Source organism: Paenibacillus qinlingensis (genome assembly GCF_013204845.1).
GTDB classification, from domain to species: Bacteria; Bacillota; Bacilli; order Paenibacillales; family NBRC-103111; genus Paenibacillus_E; species Paenibacillus_E qinlingensis.
The window spans coordinates 144975-167583 of the sequence record NZ_JABMKY010000013.1 but is presented as its reverse complement, the minus strand read 5'-3'; the positions used below and the strand labels follow the sequence as shown (position 1 = coordinate 167583).

13 protein-coding genes are annotated in these 22609 nt (G+C 44.3%); 3 read left to right on the top strand and 10 right to left on the bottom strand.

The features are described 5' to 3' along the window. Positions 1-103: 103 nt before the first annotated feature. From HQN88_RS22280 to HQN88_RS22240, 9 genes are all read right to left on the bottom strand, one after another. A complete protein-coding gene (locus HQN88_RS22280) occupies positions 104-1855 on the bottom strand; it encodes a hypothetical protein (protein WP_173116624.1) in 1752 nt (583 codons plus the stop codon). Positions 1856-1882: 27 nt separating this feature from the next. Then, the gene (locus HQN88_RS22275) at positions 1883-3136 is read right to left on the bottom strand and encodes an efflux RND transporter periplasmic adaptor subunit (RefSeq protein ID WP_246320392.1); all 1254 of its coding nucleotides are present in this window, start codon (positions 3134-3136) and stop codon (positions 1883-1885) included. 32 nt (positions 3137-3168) lie between these two features. Further along, entirely contained in the window at positions 3169-6276 is a 3108-nt protein-coding gene (locus tag HQN88_RS22270) for an efflux RND transporter permease subunit (RefSeq protein WP_173116620.1), read from the bottom strand. Between the two features lie 349 nt (positions 6277-6625). Beyond that, positions 6626-12742, bottom strand: a complete 6117-nt coding sequence (locus HQN88_RS22265; protein ID WP_173116618.1) for an S-layer homology domain-containing protein — start codon at positions 12740-12742, stop codon at positions 6626-6628. Positions 12743-12916: 174 nt separating this feature from the next. Beyond that, positions 12917-14383: an alpha/beta hydrolase gene (locus HQN88_RS22260; RefSeq protein ID WP_173116616.1), complete on the bottom strand. Its 1467-nt coding sequence runs from the start codon at positions 14381-14383 to the stop codon at positions 12917-12919. A gap of 206 nt (positions 14384-14589) precedes the next feature. Then, complete coding sequence (locus HQN88_RS22255) at positions 14590-15837, bottom strand: DUF4153 domain-containing protein (protein ID WP_173116614.1); 1248 nt, start codon at positions 15835-15837, stop codon at positions 14590-14592. Between the two features lie 13 nt (positions 15838-15850). Further along, entirely contained in the window at positions 15851-16069 is a 219-nt protein-coding gene (locus HQN88_RS22250) for a helix-turn-helix domain-containing protein (RefSeq protein WP_173116612.1), read from the bottom strand. A 10-nt stretch (positions 16070-16079) separates the two neighbouring features. Then, positions 16080-16562, bottom strand: coding sequence for a DUF2975 domain-containing protein (locus tag HQN88_RS22245; RefSeq protein ID WP_173116610.1), 483 nt, complete (start codon positions 16560-16562; stop codon positions 16080-16082). 188 nt (positions 16563-16750) lie between these two features. Beyond that, complete coding sequence (locus tag HQN88_RS22240; RefSeq protein ID WP_173116609.1) at positions 16751-17479, bottom strand: glycerophosphodiester phosphodiesterase; 729 nt, start codon at positions 17477-17479, stop codon at positions 16751-16753. 210 nt (positions 17480-17689) lie between these two features. Between HQN88_RS22240 and HQN88_RS22235 the strand changes: the two genes are divergently transcribed. The 3 genes from HQN88_RS22235 (at position 17690) to HQN88_RS22225 (ending at position 20947) form a co-directional block, all read left to right on the top strand. Then, positions 17690-18649, top strand: a complete 960-nt coding sequence (locus HQN88_RS22235) for a carbohydrate ABC transporter permease (RefSeq protein ID WP_173116607.1) — start codon at positions 17690-17692, stop codon at positions 18647-18649. Beyond that, a complete protein-coding gene (locus HQN88_RS22230) occupies positions 18646-19467 on the top strand; it encodes a carbohydrate ABC transporter permease (protein ID WP_173116605.1) in 822 nt (273 codons plus the stop codon). The genes HQN88_RS22235 and HQN88_RS22230 overlap by 4 nt, the downstream gene beginning before the upstream one ends. Positions 19468-19555: 88 nt before the next feature. Then, positions 19556-20947: an ABC transporter substrate-binding protein gene (locus HQN88_RS22225; protein ID WP_173116603.1), complete on the top strand. Its 1392-nt coding sequence runs from the start codon at positions 19556-19558 to the stop codon at positions 20945-20947. A 113-nt stretch (positions 20948-21060) separates the two neighbouring features. On the opposite strand, the gene HQN88_RS22220 is transcribed toward HQN88_RS22225, so the two are convergent. Further along, positions 21061-22413: a hypothetical protein gene (locus HQN88_RS22220; protein ID WP_173116601.1), complete on the bottom strand. Its 1353-nt coding sequence runs from the start codon at positions 22411-22413 to the stop codon at positions 21061-21063. Positions 22414-22609: the final 196 nt, after the last annotated feature.

The following is a 22609-nucleotide window of genomic DNA, read 5'->3' as shown; positions in this document are numbered from 1 at the left end:
ATAACAACATTAATCGCATTCCCGCTAATTTTTTAGTTACAGAGCCAAAACAAAACAAAACCGATGTTCCCAAGTTAAGGAGACATCGGTCTTATCCATCTAACTATTGTTTGAAAGTGGTCAACAGCCGCTTTACGGATTCACCATATTCATTCGTGAAAATCTCAAATACTTTGACCTGAATCGGGAAATCAAGTTGATTGGATCTCGCATTTAAATCTATTGTGTTGGTGCCATTGTACAAACGGCCTTCACCTGATAAGGATTCAACGGCTTTTCCAACTGGATTTCCGACATTATCGAATAATTCGAATGAGAGCTTACTGTTAAACTTATCAACCGTAACCTTCTTATCTGGCTTTATGCTCAAATCAAGCTTTAGCTTATAATCATAGCTCATATTGGCTTGGTAAATAGCTGAAATCGTCCAATCTTTGATCGTAATTTCATAGGGGAACACGTTTAGTATTTTACTCGTCGCATCATTCTTCTGAACAGGTACCTTTGCCGTGGCAAGAAGTGATTTATACGATAATCCTCCATTGAATTGTTGGCTGTAGAGATTCATTTTCAAACCTTCCCCCGTCTCAGAAGCAGGAAGTGCATAGGAATAGCTAACCACATAGGAAGCATTAGGAACAACACTTAGTGCTGTAGCTTCTTGCCTTCTTCCCCCGTAAGCATAACCGTCTATACTAACAAGCTCCGTTTGAATCGCCGGAATTGGGATCGGACGATCACTGTTGTTCGTCAATTTAAACTTGGCTACTGCGGTATTGAATCCATCGTCTTCATTACTTGTTACGTGTAATTCAACCAAAGAAACATCGACATTGGACGGAACGAATTTATTCGTTGAATCTAGTCTAACTGGCGTACCTAACGTATATTCCGGGGCAGGGATGACTCCCTGCGTCGCAGCTCCTGTTGGGAGAAGAATATTGACACGACCTACCCGATAAGTATCTTCAAGGAACTTACCATCACCCGTCGCAACGGCAAAACTCTCCGGTGTCGCCACATTCAAGCTGGTGAATTCCGTATCCAAGTCTGTTGGAATGACGATATGGATATATTTCTTCTCACCTGGATCAAGCGTAACCGCAGATTCGGCACGACTACCGGAATAAACCTTGCTTTCTGACTTTCCATCGATTCCAAAATTAGGTACTGTCTGACGCTCTTTCGTTGGATTTACAACTTGAATTTGAACAACCGTAGAAACGCCTTTGACTGTAATTTCTTTATGAATGTCTACAGGAATGAAGCCAAGTGGCGAGCGCAAAGAAGGTAAAGTAAATGCTTCTCCCCATTTTAGAATCGCGGATGAATTTATTATTGTACTGTCACTGCCGTTCCATACCATACCAGCAGCAACAGGGATAGTAAGCAGTGTTGTTTCTTCCTTCGGATACACGTCCATATTCACATCTATAAAGTTGAGGCTCGTTAGATCAACATCGTCACTGCGATCAACTATCGACAAGTAGCTGAGCTCCAACTGACTCTTGGGCTGAATAGATTTCGGATTTTTGGCACTAGGCTGCAGGGTATATTCGATACCATCTGCCATCATAACCCGCAGCTCAAAGTCAGGTACACGCGTAATTTTATCACTTGTATTTCTCATTCGAATGACTGTGCCTAACTTCGCCCGATCCGATTCGTGCTCATTTAGCATACTTTTGATTTCAATTTCAATTTTATTTGAAAGCGCGTAGCTAACATTGGTACTTGTGGCAGTTAGTGCTTCCAAGTTCTGACCATCTGCAGCCCAAGCAGGCAAAGATGCCGCAGATAAAAGTACAGCTGATAGAACGAGAGTAGCCAGAGATCTTTTCATCTTCATATTCACTTATTTCTCCTCCTTCAAAAAATTAGGTTAGTTGCTCACTTTGACCGTGTCTTGATCTTTCAGTTGATGTTGTCCGGAAATGACCAGAAGCTCTCCTTCTTTGACCCCAGAAATAACTTCCTGATTCGTCTCATTCAATCGACCAAGTTCAAGTTTACGCTTCTGTACCTTATCGCCACTTACGACATATACAAAGTTATTACCACCTTCGCGAACAATGCTAAGGCTTGGAATGACAGGCACGTTTTGTTCATCATCTTTGGTTAGTTCCACTTGTGCCTTAGATCCTGGTTTCAGCTTGCCATCCGGGTTCGGAACTTCCAATTCCAAATCATAAGCTTTGGATTGTCCATTAATAACATCCGATAAATAGGTTACTTTGGCTCCGGCTTTCGTCGTTACGCCAGGAATGTAGAAAGTCAATTCACTCTTACCTCTTACAAGATTAGCTGACTCTTCGCTAAGTTGAGATTTGATTTTAACTGGGTTTGTCTGCTGAACTTCCCCTACGCGACCACCTGGCGCTAGGGTCTGACCGACTGTAACATTAAGATCTGTCAGCCTACCAGAGGCAGGTGCTTTTACTTCAAGATTGCTGAGGGACCTCTCGATATTCTTGGCGTTTACTTGCGCTGATTCCAAACTGGACTCCACTTGTGCCAACGAATTCGTCTCTTGTAATGTCTTTAGTGATCTACGTGCGCTGGCTAAATCTTTCTTTGTATTATTAAGCGCCGTTTCCGCCTTCTCTAATTGAGATTTGGTAGCTGTTCCTAGATCATATTCATTACGAGCCGTGTTGTAGGCTTTCTCTAGATCACTAACGGCGGTTTCCAATTTAGAAACACCATCTTTGGCATCTTCAATCCCGTTCGAAGTCTTCTGCTTTGCCTCCATTAGTCCAGCCTGTGCTCCTTTGATACTCACTGCATTCAAATCCTTTTGTATCAGCACATCTGTCGGATCCAATCGTAAAAGCACATCACCCTTTTCAACCATATCTCCACGTTTTTTCAGGATTTCAATGACTTCACCACCAGACTTGGCGATGATATCTAATTGAACGGATGATACGACATCACCCACTTGCTCTACTGGTTCACCGATCTTTTGCTTCGTGATTTTTGCCGTTTTTACAACTTTATCCCCTTGCTGGGCAGCAGTTGTTGCTGCAGGGCTTACTGCTGGTGATGCGGAACATCCTACGGCAATCGCCGCGCTTAGCGCGAGGACACCGAATATCTTGGTGCTCTGTTTGATCATAAACAGCTGACGTTTCATATTCATTTTCCCCTTTTCCCCGATATAGATGATTAACGTGCAGATGCTACTTGTTCTGATGGATTGGTAGTCAACTTTCGTTTTCTACGGAAGAAGCCGCCTTCTCTTTTCTTAAATAGAATCTCATACATAATAGGCACGATTACGAGCGTAAGCAGCGTAGAAGTTGTAAGACCGCCAATAACTACAACGGCCAAACCTTTGGAAATGATCGTTCCTTTGGATAATCCGAGTCCTAAAGGCATCAGCGCAAGTATTGTTGCTCCTGCCGTCATGATAATAGGTCTTAACCTCGTAATTCCCGCTTCTATTAGTGAGTCACGAATAGAATAATCTTGCTCTCTCAGCTGCTGCACGCGGTCTACAAGTACAATCGCATTGGTTACAACGATACCGATCAGCATGAGAAAGCCGATGAGTGACGTTACATTGATCGATTCGCCCGTTATTAGTAGTCCTAAGAGGCCTCCAATAGCTGCTAGCGGCAGTGAAAACAGAATAGCAAGTGGTGCCCTGGCGTTACCAAAGGCGATAACCATGACGATGTACACAATGAAGATAGAGGCAATAATGGCCATAAACATTTGCATAAAACTTTTTTGAATATCGTCGGATACACCCTTTACTTCACGGGTGACGCCAGAAGGCAGTTCTAACTTAGCCAGTTCTTCCGTAATTTTCTTGCTGACGCCGCCTTTATCCGTAGCATCAATTTTGGCTCTTACACTCACGATTTGTTCTTGATCTTCGCGACTAATGCTGTTTGGTGCCTCAATCTGTTCGACACGAGCTACTTCATTTAACTGTATGGTTTGGCCAGTAGGCGTCTTGATTAAGAAAGTACCCAATTTATCCACGGAGTTTTTGTACATTGGATTCAACATCACTTTCGTGGCGTAAGTGATGTTATTAAATTTCAAGTCACCTAACTTCTCTTCTGATATCCAGGCGTTGACTGCTTGCAAAATTTGAGCACTTGAGAGACCATACAATCGTGCTTTGTTTTGATTTACGACAATCTCGACTTCCGTTTTGGAATCACTCAAGCTGTCTTTAATGTCATTCAACTCAGGGAATTCCTTCATTTTATCTTTGACCAACTGGGAAGCTTGCTTCAGGTAAAGCTGGTCATCCCCTTTAAGGGAATATGAGAAGTCAGCTCCTGTTGCCGTAGGAGGTCCTCCTGTAAACAGTGTAATATTCACATCTGATCCGTCTGGCATCAGTTTCAACATGTCTTCCTTATACGTTTTGACACCCTCAGTCGCATCGGTTTCAGCTGTTAGCTCGAAGAACATCATTGCTCGATACGCATAGCGATCGCTGCTTTGGTTATATCCAACCAGTGATTCGATGTACTTGAATGCAGGTTGGCCTGCTTTGTCAGTGTGTAATTTCAAATCTTTTTCAAGTTCCTTGGACATCTCATTCATCATCTCAATGGATGTTTCTCGCGGCATTTTAATCTCAATAACACCTTGTTTGACGGCTTCACTATCCGGCATAAAAGCCACAGCTAAATTAGGTACTGTAATGATGATCGAGATAACAAGGGCAACGCCAGCTAGCAATAGTGTCTTGATACGGTTATTTAACGACCAGATAAGTGCTTTCTTATATTTCACTCCCATAGGCCCAACGTGATTCTCGTCGTGACTTGTAAGTTTCTTGCTTTTAAGCACCATAATCTTCGCTAGCATCGGAATTACGGTTAAAGCAACGAGTAATGATGACATTAAAGCTACAACAAGTGTTATGGCAAAAGGACGGAATACTTCACCAACAACCCCACTTACGAATCCAATAGGACCAAATACACCAACTGTTGTAATGGTTGAAGAGGTAATTGCACTTGAAACCTGTTTTGTTGCTAATTTAATAACAGATTCATTGCGATCTTGCGCTTTCTGAAGCTGACTATAAATATTCTCAATAACGACGATACTATCGTCCACTACACGCCCGACTGCAATGGCCATTCCACCTAATGTCATGATATTTAAAGAAATGCCTAGCGGGCCCATAAATAATAAGGTTACAAGAATCGAAAGAGGAATTGACACGAGTACAATGATTGTCATACGAGCATTACGCAGGAAAAGCAAAATCATTAAGGAAGCAAGTATGGCACCTAAACCACCTTCTTGCACCATTCCGTGGATGGAATCTTTAATATCGTTGGCCGAATTGTAGATTTTGTGGAATTTCACGCCTGGCAGCGTTTGGCCCCAGTCTGTCATCAACTTATCAGCACTATCTGCAAATTCAACAGCGTTCGCGGCCTTCGTTTTGTACAGCAATACGCCGATGGCTGGCAGATCATCTAATCTTGCAATGAACTTGGACTCGCTGATTGCTTCAACTTTGGCAATTTGTTTGAGAAGCAATGTGTCGCCTGTACTTGTTGTGATTTTCAAATTATCCAAGTTATAAATCGTATCCATTTCACCTTTGACTCGAACCATTTGCGTGTTTCCATTGAAATCTACCGTACCTGCCGGGCTAGATACCAATGAGGCTTTAATCAAGCTTGAAACATCAGATGGTGTTAAACCATAATTGTTTATCGCAGGCGCATCAAGCTTAATAGTAAGAACAGCATCCTGATTACCTACAGAGTCTACATGGTCGATTCCCTTGAGCCCATTAAAACCCGGAAGAATTGTATCTTTGTAGGCTTTATCCAGCTCAGTTTGATTCATCCCTGCCTCACCGTAAACCGCCAAATAATAGACAGGATCTGAAGCAAAACCAGCTGTTAACACTTTAGGCTTCTCAGAGCCTTGTGGCAGCTTAACATTCGAAATCAAGCTCTCCACATCTTTCTTAACATCTTCTGGTTTCTTATCTTGGTCTAATTCCAAGATAATCTGTGAGTAATTGTCTTGTGATCCAGAGCTTAGGGTTTTGAGTCCATCCAACCCGGCAACGGCCTTCTCTAATGGCTTCGTAATTTCATCAAGAACATCCTTCGGAGGTGCTACGTAAGTCGTGCTAATAATGACAACCGGAAATGTAATGTCAGGCATACTTTCTACCTTTAATGTGGTAGTAGAATAGGTTCCTCCTACAACCAACAGCAGCATGACGATGAAAATCGCTGCCACATTTTTCATTGAAAACTCAGTTAACTTGGACATTCTCACTTCTCCCCTATCACCAGCTTTAGTCCTTACATTCTTACTACTCACTCTTTCATCATACTTGGGATTAATTGACAATAAATATACTAAAATTGACAATTCTATGTTTTCTCGATCAGGATTTATTATAGCTTTTCAACTTGATAAAAACAGGTGAGCATAGTCATATGTTAGTCATATTTTGGTAATACGAACAGGTAAAACGATTATGACTTCGTGTGAAAAAAGTCCAATAAAATAAAATTAAATAAAATATAATAAGACGAAGCATAACAAAACCGATGCTCCTCAAAGAGCATCGGTTTCATATTTTCAAGCTATGTCAAATTCGGCATCTTACTTACTCTTATTCGCTATTCGCTAACATTTTCAACAGTACCGTTACGGCCTCAGCTCTTGTTGCATAGTCTTGAGGGGCAAATTGGTCATCGCCTTTTCCTTGCATTACACCTGTTTGTTTCACGTAAGCGACACTTGCTTTCGCCCATGCAGGAATATTCATATCATCGGTGAAGCCTGTTGTCATACTCTCCGCTAATGATTGCTCACCCATCGCTTTTGCTATCATCATTGCCATCTCCGTGCGTATAATTTCTACGTCCGGACGGAATGTGCCATCCTCATAACCTTGAATAATCCCTGATTGTACAGCATGCGCAACTGCTTGCTGCGCCCAAGATCTAATCATCGCTGCATCTTTGAAAGTCAGTGTTGCTCCTTCACCTTGCATTTTCAACGTATTCATCAGCATCACGGCAAATTCTTCACGCGTTACTGTCTGATCTGGCGCAAACCTTCCTTCCGGATAACCATCGACGATTCCACTACTTATTGCTTGCTTGATGTTTGCTTCTGCCCAGTGTCCAGCAATATCGCTTATGTTTATAGTTGGATTCGTTGGCACCATTGCCACTTCCTCCACAATAAACACCCCATATTTTGTAAAGTGATTGACTTCTACAACAATGTGATTTCCGTTGATCTTACCGCCAGGAACTTCGACCCACTCTTTCTTCACTTCATCAAAATAACATACAGCTACCGTTTGTTCACTACTCAATTTTGCCTTATCGAATGTAAAAGTTAGTGTGACCGGTTTACTAAAGTTCTCAGTGAAGTTTTTCGAAATTTCAAAAATCGGACTCGCTAGAACTTTTTTATTCGTCAGCAGCGGCTGTGTATCTAACACTTTAACTATCGTTAATCGTAGCTCTTTGTCTGTAGCCTCGGTCGGAATTGAGACAATTACCTCATCTTCCAAGCTAACAATACCTCTTTTACCAACAGGGAGCGTTAATGTACCATCTGTTGAGGTTACTGTGTTGTCGATTATAGGTGTTGCTGTATTTCCACTCCCTTCACCGCCGCCAGTTTGCGAAAGTGGAGGTGTTGCTACAACGACTTCGACTGTCGCTGTTAAGTTATGCGTATTAGTTGTGTTAGCTGGCAGGCTTCCTAGCGCTGCTGTGAATGTATAGCTGCCTGCTACTGACGGGTTGTAGTTGTCTGTATTTAACCATGCCGTTACCAGCACCGTGATGGTGCCGCCGTTTGCGGTTACTGTTGTACGGTTCGCTAACAACGCTGTTGCCACTTCACCTGCGTTTGCGTAGGTTGCTACACCCGCCGTCCCCGCTGCTATTTCCCCAATACCATCAAATGCTGTGATGTTGGTAATCACTGGTGCAACGACAACCTCTACCGTCGCTGTTAAGCCGCCTGTATTTGTTGTGTTAGCCGGCAAACTTCCTAACGTTGCCGTGAATGTATAACTACCCGCAACTGCTGGGTTATAACTGTCCGTAACTAACCATGCCGTTACCGGCACCGTGATGGTGCTGCCGTTTGCGGTTACAGTCGCATGGCTTGCTAACAACGATGATGCCACTTCACCTGCGTTGGCATATATGGCCGCTCCCGCAGCCCCGGCTGCTACATCCCCAATAACATCAAAGACAGTAATGTTCGTAATCACTGGCGACACAACTACTTCAACTGTCACCGTTAAGCCGCCTGTATTAGTTGTATTCGCCGGCAAACTTCCTAACGTTGCCGTGAATGTATAACTGCCTGCTACTGCTGGATTATAGCTGTCTTTATCCATCCATCCCGTTACTGGCACTGTAATCGTACCGCCGTTTGCGGTTACTGTAGCATGGCTTGCTAACAACGATGTTTCCACTTCACCTGCGTTTGCGTAGGTTGCTGCACCCGCCCTCCCCGCTGCTACATCCCCAATAGCATCAAATGCTGTGATATTGGTAATCACTGGTGACATGACAACTTCAACTGTCGCTGTTAACCCACTTGTATTCGTTGTGTTAGCCGGCAAACTCCCTAACGTTGCCGTAAATGTATAGCTACCCGCTACTGCTGAATTGTAGCTATCCGTATCCATCCATCCCGTTACTGGCACCATAATCGAACCGCCGCTTGCCGTTACAGTAGCATGGCTTGCTAACAACGCTACCGATACTTCTCCTGCGTTTGCATAGGTGGCTGTGCCCGCCGCACCTGCAGAAATATCCCCAATTGCGTCAAATGCTGCGATATTGGTAATCACTGGTGACACAACTACTTCAACTGTCGCCGTTAAGCCGCCTGTATTGGTTATGTTTGACGGCAAACTTCCTAACGTTGCCGTAAATGTATAGCTACCCGCTACTGCTGAATTGTAGCTATCCGTATCCAACCATGCCGTTACCGGTACCGTAATCGCGCCGCCTTCTGCGGTTACAGTTGCATGGCTTGCTAACAACGCCGCTGTTACTTCACTTGCATTAGCATAGATGGCTGAACCCGCTGTACCTGCTGCTACATCTCCAACAGCATCAAAGACACTAATGTTCGTAATCACTGGTGACACAACTACTTCAACTGTCGCCGTTAAGCCGCCTGTATTGGTTGTGTTTGACGGCAAACTTCCTAACGTTGCCGTGAATGTATAGCTACCCGCAACTGCTGGGCTATAACTGTCCGTATCCAACCATCCCGTTACCGGAACCGTGATCGTACCGCCGTTTGCGGTTACAGTAGCTTGGCTTGCTAACAACGCGGCTGTTACTTCACCTGCGTTTGCGTAGGTTGCTGCACCAGCCGTCCCCGCTGCTACATCTCCAATAGCATCAAATGCTGTGATGTTGGTAATCACTGGTGACATGACAACTTCAACTTTCGCTGTTAAGTTGTCCGTATTGGTTGTGTTGGCTGGCAAACTTCCTAACGTTGCCGTGAATGTATAGCTGCCTGCTACTGATGGATTATATCCATCAGTATCTAACCATCCCGTTACCGGCACCGTAATTGTACCGCCGTTTGCGGTTACTGTAGCATGGCTTGCTAACAACGCGGCTGTTACTTCACTTTCGTTTGCGTAGGTTGCTGCACCCGCCCTCCCCGCTGCTACATCCCCAATAGCATCAAATGCTGTGATGTTGGTAATCACTGGTGACACAACTACTTCAACTGTCGCCGTTAACCCCGTTGAATTGGTTGTGTTAGCCGGCAAACTCCCTAACGTTGCCGTAAATGTATAACTACCCGCTACTGCTGAATTGTAGCTATCCCTATCCATCCATCCCGTTACCGGTACAGTAATCGCACTGCCATCTGCCGTTACTGTCGCATGGCTTGCTAACAACGCGGCTGTTACTTCAGCTGCGTTTGCGTAGGTTGCTGCACCAGCCGTCCCCGCTGCTACATCTCCAATGACATCAAAGACAGTAATGTTCGTAATCACTGGCGACACAACTACTTCAACTTTCGCTGTTAAGTTGTCCGTATTGGTTTTGTTTGACGGCAAACTTCCTAACGTTGCCGTGAATGTATAACTACCCGCTACTGTTGGATTATAACTGTCCGTATCCAACCATCCCGTTACCGGCACCGTAATCGCGCCGCCCTCAGCCGTTGCTGTCGAATGACTTGCCAACAACGCTGCTGATACTTCACCTGCATTTGCATAAGTTGCTGCACCCGCCATCCCCGCTGCTACATCCCCAATAGCATCAAATGCTGTGATATTGGTAATCACTGGGGATATGACAACTTCAACTTTCGCTGTTAAGTTGTCCGTATTGGTTGTGTTGGCTGGCAGGCTTCCTAGCGTTGCCGTAAATGTATAGCTGCCTGCTACTGCTGAATTATATCCATCCGTATCTAACCATGCCGTTACCGGCACCATGATCGTTCCGCCGTTTGCGGTTACAGTAGCATGGCTTGCTAACAACGCTGTCGATACTTCTCCTGCGTTTGCATAAGTTGCTGCACTCGCCGTCCCTACTGCTACATCCCCAATAGCATCAAATGCTGTGATGTTGGAAATCACTGGCGACACGACCACTTCAACAGTCGCTGTTAACCCAGTTGTTTTGGTTGTATTCGCCGGCAAACTTCCTAACGTTGCCGTGAATGTATAGTTGCCTGCTACTGCCGGATTATAGCTATCCGTATCCAACCATCCCGTTACCGGTACCGTAATCGCGCCGCCCTCAGCCGTTACTGTCGAATGACTTGCCAACAACGCTGCCGATACTTCACCTGCATTTGCATAATCAACTGTTCCTACCATCCCTGCTGATACATCCCCAATAGCATCAAATACTGTGATGTTGGTAATCACTGGCGCCACGACTACTTCAACTGTCGCTGTTAACCCACTTGTATTCGTTGTGTTAGCCGGCAAACTCCCTAACGTTGCCGTAAATGTATATCTACCCGCAACAGCTGAATTGTAGCTATCCGTATCCACCCATCCCATTACCGGCACCGTAATCACGCCGCCATCTGCCGTTACATTCGCATGACTTGCCAACAACGCTACTGATACTTCACCTGCATTGGCATAAGTTGCTGTTCCCGCCGTCCCTGCTGCTACTTCTCCAATAGCATCAAATGCTGTGATGTTTGCAGCCGCAGGCGCTACGGTTGTCGTTGCAGCATCACTTACGGTCTCACCTGCTGACTGTGCAGTTACGCTAATCAGATCGCCTGAGGCTAGTGTCAGACCGGGAACAATCCAGTTACCGCCTGTTGCGGTTGTCGGTGTCGCCGGTATTCCATTTACGCTAAGTATGATACTCGCTTCGGCTGCTGCCGTACCCGTTACGCTCGTATCTCCTGCACGTACGGTGCCGGTTATCACAGGTGTTGCTGTCATGACGGTCCACTTCGCATGAAGTGTCAAATCTGCTTTAACGGATGCTGCGAAATCGTATGCTATGTTCAATCCGCTATCGCTGAACCAGCCTGCAAACGTATATCCTGCCTTCGTTGGCGGAAGAGTCGGTTCGGTTGCTATATCTCCGTAAGCTACACTCTGGCTGCTCACGGGCGAACCTCCATTGCTGTTATAAGTAATCGTAGCAGCATCACCCCATTTTGCTATAAGGTTAGCCGAGTTACCGCCTGCTGTAGTGAAAGATCCTCCTGCATATAAGGTGCTTCCCGATACGGTAATTGCATTAACAGGGTTGTTTAAACCACCACCCAAGCTTGACCAGGTGCTGCCATCCCATTTCGCGATGCGATTTGCCGATCCGCCGCCTGCTGTTGCGAATCCACCACCTGCATATACGGTGTTTCCCGATACCGCTATTGCACTTACTGTGTTATCCAGACCCGCGCCAAGACTAGACCAACTACTTCCGTCCCATTTCGCAATGCGATTTGCCGTACTGCCTCCCGCTGTACTGAAATTGCCACCTACGTATACGTTGCTGCCCGATACAGTTAGCGCATATGCATCTCCGTTCAAGCCCGTGCCTAAATTAGACCAACTAGTCCCGTTCCACTTCGCTATACGAACAGCCGATGTGCCGCCGGCTGTACTAAAACTCCCTGCTGCGTAAACATTCGAACCTGACACCGCTAGTGCATATACAGCATTGCTAAAGCCCGTGCTCAGGCTGGACCATCTGGTTCCGTCCCATTTCGCTATATTATTGGCAGTAATACCGCCCGCTGTAGTGAAACTCCCGGCTACGTATACATCTGTACCCGACACAGCTATCGCATATACAGTACCGTTAGTACCCGTGCCCAGGCTGGACCAATTGCTCCCGTTCCACTTCGCTATCGTATTAGCCGAGTTGCCGCCTGCTGTGCTAAAAATTCCACCTGCATATACATCAGATCCCGATGTGGCTACCGCAAAGACAAAGCTATTAAGGCCTGTACCCAGGTTGGACCACTGACTTCCGTTCCATTTCGCTATATGATTTGCCGGATTACCGCCCGCTGTTGTGAAATTCCCACTTGCATATAAGTCTGTACCTGATATTGCAATCGAACGTACGTACGAGCTGCTAAGTCCCGTTCCCAAGTTCGACCACATATTACCCGCTCGCGCCGAATGAATGCCCGTAAAGCCAAACAACTGCACGACAATTGCAATTACCAGAATACTTTTCAAACACATACCATATACACCTTTGTTCCGATTGTGCTTTATCCTTTGCATCATCTAACCCATCTCCCCTATACCGTAACAATCTCCTAATCTCTCATTAGCTCCAAACATTCTATCAAAACGACCGTTACGCTATCATTAATCTGGGAGAGCGAGCCTCGCACAACGAAAAACCCCCGATTTCACTTGAAATCGAGGGCTACTTACTTATATGTGTTCGCATACAACTTATATAAATCGGTCAACGAATTTCATATACCTTTCTGACTGCCGCAAATCATTATTATGTCGAAAGTAGTCCGCCGTCCAGCGAGCAAGCTCTTCCAGTTTATGTTCCACCTTCTCAACACATGCAAGCAACCAATTGTCGAAGATACCCATGGCGAAAGGGTACGCAGTTTTCTCTAGAATTTCCCGGCTGAGCAGTACTTTCCGTTCCCTATCCGGCTCATCGATGGTCGTTTGCAGCTTTTCCAGCAGATCCAACAAATCGCACTTGATGTTGCCGCGCAAATAAACGTACTCTCGGTCCGCAACGAGGAGAGGGTTAGCTACGTCCACGTGCTTATCCAGCAAGCTTTTCAAATAGCTAAGCGATACGCGAAGCCTGTTCTTCGCGCTGGACAATTCCGCTTCCGGCCACAAAGCATCGCATAGCTGCTCTCGGGTGACGGAAGGGTGGAACACCAAATAGACGAGCAATCTTTTGGCGTATCGCTGATTCCATTCCCCTAAAACAATTTGTCGGTTGACCGTTACTCGAAACGTGCCCATGACTTCGACTTCCAATGCAGTGGAAGTTTCATGCTGCTGGCGAACCTGTTCCACAAAATCTTTGATTTGATTTTGCATATGCGCGGACAACTTCTCTACCACACGAACGTCGGGAGAATCGCCCGCTTTTCGAATATGCTCGTCGATCCAGTTCGCTACAACAACCGGTTGATCCAGTTGAAGGGCATTAGCAGCGTCGGATACGACTAAAAAACGGTAGTTCTGAAGCAAAATTGTCCCTAACGCAAGCACACTCGGAGGGAAAAGCCTATCGTATTCCCCACCCAAAAAAAGCACAGGAAGCTCAACACCTCTAATCTCTTGTGCAGAGATGTAGGCTGTAATCAAATCTCTAATTTGAATATAGTGTTGGTAGGAAACTTGGCTATATGCTTCATATAATAACGCTTGTTTGCTCGGTGTAACAAGATGGCAAGCCGCACTCAGCAAGCGTTCAGCAACAGGCATGATCGAGTTAGTCTCTCGAATGACTTGTTGCCGATCGCCTGACAAAATCGGCATTACCTTAACCGGATAATAAAGAGGTACGGAAAGCAAACAAAGCGATAGCACCCTTGCCGGATATTCCCGAACAAATTCCAGTCCGATGTAACCCCCCATCCCGTGACCGACGAGATGAAATCGATCAATTTGTTTATACGCAAGAAGGCCGGCCAAGTCGTCGCAAAGCAATCGCCATGTGATGACTTCCGCGTCGTTCTGTCGACTGCTGCCGTGACCTCTAACATCATAAACGAGAATATTGTAGCGGGATTGAAGATAAGGTATCATCCAGTTCCAAATACTCAGATTGGTTCCCAAGCTGTGGATCATAACTATCGTTTCTACCGGCTGATCGCTGCCGCTCACTTGATGAAATTCATAATACAAGGTATCTTGATCAGTCGGTACGTATGGCACTCACGTTCACCTCTTAGCTGTAAATTTAATAATTTCTTTCCTAGCTGGATATAAAAATATTCGACAAAATCAACTTATACTCCTTTCCGAGTTTGTTGCAAAATGTAGAATAATCGGAAATACCAACCAATTCCATTGAATTAAAAAACAGGCCACGGATCTACCGGCAGCCTGCTCTAACAATCCTATTCAATTCTTCCCTAGCATTAATTAAAAAACAAAGGAAACGTAAAGGAAACGAATGCTGCCCATAGTCCGTAGATTGGCAAATACTTCGTAACGGTATCCTGGATAGCCGACGGTCCCGTTTTGTTTTGTAGAAATCGCAGATAGGAAAGCATAATCCAAATGAGATTGGCCCAAATCAGGATGTTTACGCCTAGAACTGCTAGTCTGTTAGGGGATATCCCGTAAGAAGAAAGCCTGAACACAATAGCGGATAAAGCCACACTGTCGATGACCAGAGCAAGGACAATCAGAGCAAAATTAATATAATCCGAAATGTTCTTCTTCTCTTCTTTGCCGCTTTCGGTTATAGAGAATATGGTGACGGCCAATACAGCAAGAAGTACTCCGTTAAAAGACAAGAGGAAATCTCGGTCCAAGAATGGATTTTTTCCGACCACAATTACCGTTATGAGATAGGCCAACAAGGTTACCAGAACAAGCGGACTAAAAATTTTGGCAATATAAGGGGCTATATTTTTAGCAAGCTTAAGGTTTCTAGATACGAGGTATACAGCCACAATAGCGAGCGCGGCAGCACCAAATATAACGACATTTTCGAAATAAAATTCAGATATATCCATGCCTACAAATTTAAATAACTGCATTGTTAAACCTGTTAGCAGCATTCCGCTAATGGCCATACAGGCGTAAAGTATAGCGAGTTCTCCATTAAATTTAAGATAGGCTAATCGTGAGCTGCCTCTGCCATATTCATTTCCTGTAAATGCAAGCCCTACGACTACCCATAAAAATATGGGAAGGTGTATATAAGCCAGAATGATACTGTCGGTCCACTCTACTGGCAACAGATTCAGAAATACCCCGGAGACGAGGAAAGATAATGCAAGGGTGTAACGAATCTTTTTATTCGGAACATTATTGGTTACAAAATAGGTCGCAATGAAGAGAAGAATAGCGAGTACAATATTAATTGGGGCTATCGTATTATCATCGGCAAAATGAAAAAGAATTCTTGTCGTGATCCCGGCCAGAATGGCTAATATCCCCATGGATATGAAATCTTTTTGAAATAAGGAAGCTTTCTCGGTATGTATCTTTTCCTTGAAATACAACCTTTGGTACCACACGCCAAGTACCTGTGAATCCGGATTCTGTTCCCACGCGTATGTGAATGACTTTTTAAATGCCTCCGGTTCTTCTCTAAACATTCTCTCCAGCTCTTGGGGGTCCCCGATATTATCAATAATCAGATTGGTACTATTCATGGCTATTCCTCCTCTACTCAGGCGTACCGTCCTCACGATATTCTAGAACATCACCGGGTTGACAATCCAAAGCCTTACAAATCGCCTCTAACGTTGATAATCGAATTGCTTTGGCCTTCCCATTTTTCAGTATAGAAAGATTAGCCATTGTGATTCCAACTCTCTCCGCAAGCTCAGTTACGCTCATTTTTCTCTTCGCCAACATCACATCAATATTAATAATTATCGCCATGTTATTCACCTCAGACCGTCAAATCATTTTCAGATTTTATATCAATAGCCTCTTTTAAAAGCTTCTGGAGAACAGCAGCAAAAACGGCAATCACCATAGAAGCAAAAACCATGACCATTCCGATTACTATTATACCTGGGGCATCGTCTCTTTCCGCAAGGAGATAAAACAGTGGCAGCCCTAACACATATAAGCCGCTGATTGTGATTGCACAGAGTTTAATTGTCTTTAAGACACGAACAGATAATTCCGAGAAAGCTTTGTTCTTGTCAATATAACCTAAAAGCTTAAAGGTTTGGTACAGAGCAATATAAAAAGGTATCGCCGAGGCATACAAATCGCTAATAAAGAGATATTTCAAATACGTATGATCTGGATATAATTCTACTGCAAAATTCGCAATCTCAGGCACTGCAAATATGCACAAAGCAAGCACTGGGATTCCCATAAGAATAACAGCTATCTTTAAAAAGAGTGTTGATCCACGTTCCATAAAAAAGCCCCTCACTTATCATTTAAATTTGATTTGAATTTATCACATAATTTATCGTTTTGCAATAAATAAATAATGAAATTTAACATATTATTGTTGTTAAAACCACGAAAAATACAATGCATTGAACACGAAAAAACCAGTAAACTCAAAGTTTACTGGTTTTTTTATCTCAACCTCTGGCTAAGTTAGTCAAGCAGATTCCGCAATCGTGCCGGATAATCGGTAATGATTCCCGTAACACCAGCAGCAATCAACCTTTTATAGTCTGCAACCTCATTGACTGTATACGGATAAATGGCTAATCCCGCCGCCGCGGCAGCAATTATATCTTCTTGTCCAATGCCGTGATGATACGGATGCAAGGAATACACATCTACCCCCAATTGACTCGCATATGCCGCGTGATCTATTAAGTTGGCTGCATACAGCAGCCCTACTTTCGCTTGAGGCTGCGCTTGTTTGATCCTGTGAATCACTTTGTGATCGAAGGAAGAAATCACTGTGTCTTCCCATCTACCCATTTCTTCTATAAATGCCAACAGCGCCTTCTCCATTCTTCCCTCGTAAGCGTGTTTGATTTCCACATTGATAAGATGTCCTCGTGGTATAAGATCATATACTTGACGCAGATGAGGAATTCGCTCGCCCGTGAAAGCTTCCGAGAACCAGAATCCAGCATCCAGCGATTTCAATTCTTCCCAGCTCTTCTCACAAATAAGTCCGGAGCCATTCGTCGTACGATCCAACGTTAGATCATGACAAACGACGATCTCTCCGTCATTCGTTATCTGAACATCGAGTTCAATCCCTTCTGCCCCTTGTTCTAATGCTAATGCGAAAGAAGCTATTGTATTTTCCGGGGCTTCACCAGATGCTCCGCGATGTCCAATTACGATCGGTTTCTGTCTATTCATGATTCACTCTCCTACATAGATAAGCTATTAAATATGCTCAAATTATAGTTGAATAAAGTCGATTTTGCCCAGTAAGTATTTCTATGAATTTTGTAAAGGTTTCTAAAAATATACAAAACATTCACTTGAATTTAACATTGGTCAAATAAACGACGGTTAATCTAATACACATAAGTGCTAGTCGAATAACGGGTCATGGAGGAGCTTGCAATGAATGCTATAGAAAGAGATTTACCTCACACAAGTAAAATAAACACGAAGACACATGCAGCATATCCACGCAAGGCATTACTCAGTCCTAATTGGTCGGAGACAATCCTTGGTTATGTTTTCTTAACTCCCTCACTTTTGCTATTCGCTGTCTTTTTGTTCTACCCCTTGATACAAACCTTCTATCTCAGTTTACACGAAACCGATCCGCGAGGCAGGGTGGCTTCCTTTGTAGGCTTCGATAATTTCACGGCTATTTTCACCTCAGAACGATTCTATCAAAGTTTAGGAGTTACTGGCCTCTTTACACTGCTAACTGTTCCTACGGTAATCGTGATTGCATTGATGCTTGCGGCTTTGACACATAATCAGCTCAAAGGCATGCGCATCTTTCAATTCATCTTCTCCCTGCCTGTCGTATTGTCGGTAGGGACTTCCGCCGTAATCTGGATGATGCTCTTTCACCCGAGTGTCGGCATGTTGAATTACTTGCTGCAACTAGTCGGATTAGAACCTGTTGCTTGGTTGACGGACCCTAGATGGGCACTACTTTCCGTCTCCATGATGACGGTGTGGATGAATCTCGGTTTCACTTACATCGTTCTACTCAGCGGCCTTCAAGGCGTTCCAGATGAAATCTATGATAGTGCCAAAATCGATGGATCTGGTCCCATTCGCACCTTTATCCAAATCGTCTTGCCTTTACTTTCACCAACAGTATTTTTCGTTACAATCGTGTCTATCATCGGTGCTTTTCAGTCCTTCGGACAAATTCATATCTTGACCAAAGGTGGTCCTGTCAACTCCACAGATGTCCTTGTATACACCTTATATCAGGATGCCTTTATTAACTTCCGATTCGGAACAGGCAGCGCGCAAGCGCTTGTCCTCTTCACCATTATCCTTATTTTCACGGTCATTCAGTTTAAAGTATTTGAAAAGAAGGTGCACTATCAATGATGACTCGTTTGCAAAATACCTTCGTCTATACCCTATTGATCATCTGTGCCGCACTTGTCCTATATCCCATTTTCTATACGTTCTCATCCGCTTTGATGACGCCCGAGGAAGCATCCGCCTATCCGCCTCGATTCTTGCCTAGCAGCTTCTACATGGGCAGCATAATCGCCGTCTTCAAGCTTGTGCCTATTGCCAAATTTGTATCCAATAGCCTTATTGTCTCGATTGTTATTACGCTGGGGCAGCTCATAACATCGAGCATGGCTGCCTATGCCTTCACGAATATTCGCTTTAAGGGTAAGGCCTTCATCTTTGCGCTCTTCATGGCGACCATGATGATTCCGTGGGAAGTCACTATTATTCCTAATTATTTGACCATTAAAAAGTGGGACTGGCTCGATAGCATGCAAGGGCTGACCGTTCCTTTTCTAGCGACTGCCTTCGGAACCTTCCTCCTGCGGCAATTCTTCTTACAACTGCCCAAAGAGCTGTTCGAAGCGGCACGAATCGATGGATGCGGCCACTTCCGCATGTTCCTGCGAATCGTGCTTCCACTGGGACGCCCAGCCTTGGCAACGCTAGCTGTTTATGCCTTTTTGAACGCGTGGAACATGTACCTATGGCCTCTGCTCATCACCAATAGCGAAGCCATGCGCACCGTGCAGATTGGTATCGCAATGCTGCAATTCGAAGAATTAACCGTATGGAATCTGGTCCTGGCAGGTGTAACCATCGTCTTGCTGCCATCCCTCTTATTACTCATTCTCGGTTTAAAACAGCTCGTTCGCGGACTTACCGCTGGCGCTGTGAAAGGTTAGTCCATCCTTGATGGCCATGCTGTTCAGTTACTATGCTGAAGCAGATTTCCATATATTTTAGATGAAACAAAAGGGAGAGAAATAGAACATGAAATCATTGAAAACAAGAAGTTCCATTCTTGCTATGACGGCAATTATGGTGCTGTTAACTAGTGCATGCGGCAAAGCAGAAACAACGACTACAGGCAGTACGACAGAAAGTAAACCTGCAACTAGTACGGCAGCGGGAGATGTTAAGAAACCGACTGAACCCGTTAAAGTGATCTGGTGGCATTCCATGAGTGGAGAGCTTGGCAAAGCTGTCGATAAATTAGTCGCAGATTTCAATGGGTCACAGAAGAATGTACAGGTTGAAGCTGTATTCCAAGGTACTTACGATGAGAGCATCAACAAAATGAAAGCATCGATGGATACCAAAAGCGGCCCCTCCCTCATTCAGGTTTACGAAATCGGCTCCCGCTTCATGATCGATTCTAAAGCCATTACACCTGTTCAAAAGTTTGTTGATGGGGATAAATTTGATCTTTCCCAGCTTGAAGAGAACATTCTGAATTATTATAAAGTCGATGGCAAACTAAATTCCATGCCATTCAATACGTCGAACCCTATCTTGTATTACAACAAAGATATGTTCAAAGCTGCTGGACTTGATCCAGAGAAACCGCCAACCACATACGAAGAAATTACGACAGCCGCGAAGGCACTAAGTAAAGATGGGAAATCCGGTTCTTCCTTTGCCATCTACGGCTGGTTTATGGAGCAATTCTTCGCGAACCAAGGTGTCGAATTCCTTAATAACGGGAATGGACGTACCGCTGCTGCAACAGAAGCTTTGGTTAATAATGAAGCTGGTGTCAAAACGCTCACATGGTGGAAAGAGATGGTCGACAGCAAAACATCCGCCAACCTTGGCCGTAAAACAGATGATACGAAAAAAGCTTTCTTAGCTGGCCAAATCGCCATGACATTGGATTCTACAGCTTCCCTTCGCGGTATTGTCAGCGGCGCTGAAGGCAAATTCCAAGTAGGTACAGGCCCTCTTCCGAAACCATCGGATGCCAAAGAAGGCGGCGTCGTTGTAGGCGGAGCGAGTCTTTACATCTTGAACAATAAGTCGGAAGCTGAGCAAAAAGGTGCATGGGAATTTATTAAATTTCTAACGAATCCGCAAACACAAGCATGGTGGAACGTAAACACAGGCTACTTCCCAATTACGAAAAAAGCCTATGATGAACAAATTATCAAAGATAATCTAACGAAATTCCCGCAATTCCAAACCGCAATTGATCAATTGCACAAAACAAAAGCCAACACAGCAACTCAAGGTGCGGTTATGGGTGTATTCCCAGAAGCCCGTCAAATTGTCGAAACAGCCATCGAAGAGGCTCTGACTGGCAAAAAGGCGCCAAAAGAAGCACTGGATAACGCTGCTAAGAGTATCACAGAAAAAATTGGTGCTTATAACAAGACAGTGAAATAATCGTCTCTATCCAAAGTAAAACAAAACAGATGCTCCCCTTTACGGGGGCATCTGTTTTCGAATTGATGCAGAGAAATTAGTTCATTTGTGCTAGTCGAGTAATAGAATCAATCTCATTTACCGTAGACATACACATTTGCCGTAGTTTGTAATCCCTTATACGTTGCTGTTAATACCGTTTGCCCATATTTATGACCCGTAATATTCCCTTGACTATCTACGGATAATATAGAAGGATCAGCTGTTGAGTAGCTACCATAGCGGCTGACATTGCTCTGTTGATCCCCATAGACTGATGTAAGAACAGTATCTAATGTTTGTCCTACACTCAGACTATAATCTTCTGAATCAAGCTTCAGCCCTGTTTGTGTGGGGGGCGAATACACTGCCAGTTTCATGAGCGTGTCTGGGGAAGATAGGATCAAAGTCCCTCCGCTCTTCATTGAAATTGCCTTTGTCAGACCACTAACGGGCTTTGACCATTGAATAGACGCAGTAGCATTGGTTTTGGTAACTAGTTGAGACTGCCCTATTAAATAGCCGCCATCACTGGTATCCGTTAGGGAGACCGGTTGTCCTCCATGAAGCGTTTTCGTCCAGCTTTCTTCACCCATGGCATCGGTTTTTATCAGAATAGTTTCGTCTTCTGAACGAGAACCAACGATTACATAACCACCGTCAGTTGTTTGAATAACATGGCCCGTATTGCACCCATATGTCTTTTCCCAATCAATTTTACCCGAAGCATTCAACTTCCAAATGGAAACATTATTACCTTTGGTCCCGCTGACAATATAGCCACCATGTGCTATTTCCTCGATCGTACGTGCTTCTACATGCGGACTATCCGGTCCGCCTGCACCTAAAACAGTCGTCCACTCTTCTTTACCACTACGATCCCTTTTTTGAACTGCCGTATGGAACGATCCTATGTTTAGACTCTCCGTAAAAATAGCATTTATATAGCCGCCGTCTTTTGCTTCTCGAATCATATTAAAGTGACCGTAGGCACCAGAGTCAACTACCTGTGTCCACTGAATGACTCCGTTCTCATCTGTTTTGGCAATGACATAGTCATTATAGCGGAAGTAAAATCCTGGGACAGTTCCTCCTAGTATATATCCCCCATCATCTAGATGGCGAATAGAAGAAACCGTTACCTTTTTTTCAACACCAGATGAATTTTTTGCCTGCACTTGAAATACTTTTGACCACTGCTGATTTCCTTGCTCATCAATATTAGCTACATAGATGTTGTCCTCGTCAGAAGTTCCCATCACGACATACCCATTCCCTGACTTTTCCTGTACTTCTGAGAGTACAAAACCTGTGTCGAAATTTTTTGCCCACAATGTCTCTGGAGCTAGTCCATCGGCAGCAGTATGCCCTGTGTTCCAACCAATGAATAAGTTGAATGAAAGTGTGCCTGCTAATATTAACTTCCTCCATGAAGCGCCTTTTTTCATATTCGCACATCTCCTTATTCGATTTGTTATCCGACTGCATTGACAACTACAATGAAAAGCATCTCCTCCTCCTCTTAACTAAAAATACTAAAAAATGTATTTATTACATATATTCGGTTGCAATCTATATTAAGTGACGTATTTAAACAAAAAAAATAAAACCGACGCTCCCTAACTACGAGGCATCGGTCTTCGA

Bases quoted from the DNA above. Each gene is read 5' to 3' on its own strand.
- HQN88_RS22235 (WP_173116607.1), top strand. From the start codon at position 17,690: ATGAATGCTATAGAAAGAGATTTACCTCACACAAGTAAAATAAACACG.
- HQN88_RS22265 (WP_173116618.1), bottom strand. From the start codon at position 12,742: ATGATGCAAAGGATAAAGCACAATCGGAACAAAGGTGTATATGGTATG.
- HQN88_RS22245 (WP_173116610.1), bottom strand. From the start codon at position 16,562: ATGGAACGTGGATCAACACTCTTTTTAAAGATAGCTGTTATTCTTATG.
- HQN88_RS22255 (WP_173116614.1), bottom strand. From the start codon at position 15,837: ATGAATAGTACCAATCTGATTATTGATAATATCGGGGACCCCCAAGAG.
- HQN88_RS22275 (WP_246320392.1), bottom strand. From the start codon at position 3,136: ATGAAACGTCAGCTGTTTATGATCAAACAGAGCACCAAGATATTCGGT.
- HQN88_RS22250 (WP_173116612.1), bottom strand. From the start codon at position 16,069: ATGGCGATAATTATTAATATTGATGTGATGTTGGCGAAGAGAAAAATG.
- HQN88_RS22240 (WP_173116609.1), bottom strand. From the start codon at position 17,479: ATGAATAGACAGAAACCGATCGTAATTGGACATCGCGGAGCATCTGGT.
- HQN88_RS22270 (WP_173116620.1), bottom strand. From the start codon at position 6,276: ATGTCCAAGTTAACTGAGTTTTCAATGAAAAATGTGGCAGCGATTTTC.
- HQN88_RS22225 (WP_173116603.1), top strand. From the start codon at position 19,556: ATGAAATCATTGAAAACAAGAAGTTCCATTCTTGCTATGACGGCAATT.
- HQN88_RS22230 (WP_173116605.1), top strand. From the start codon at position 18,646: ATGATGACTCGTTTGCAAAATACCTTCGTCTATACCCTATTGATCATC.
- HQN88_RS22220 (WP_173116601.1), bottom strand. From the start codon at position 22,413: ATGAAAAAAGGCGCTTCATGGAGGAAGTTAATATTAGCAGGCACACTT.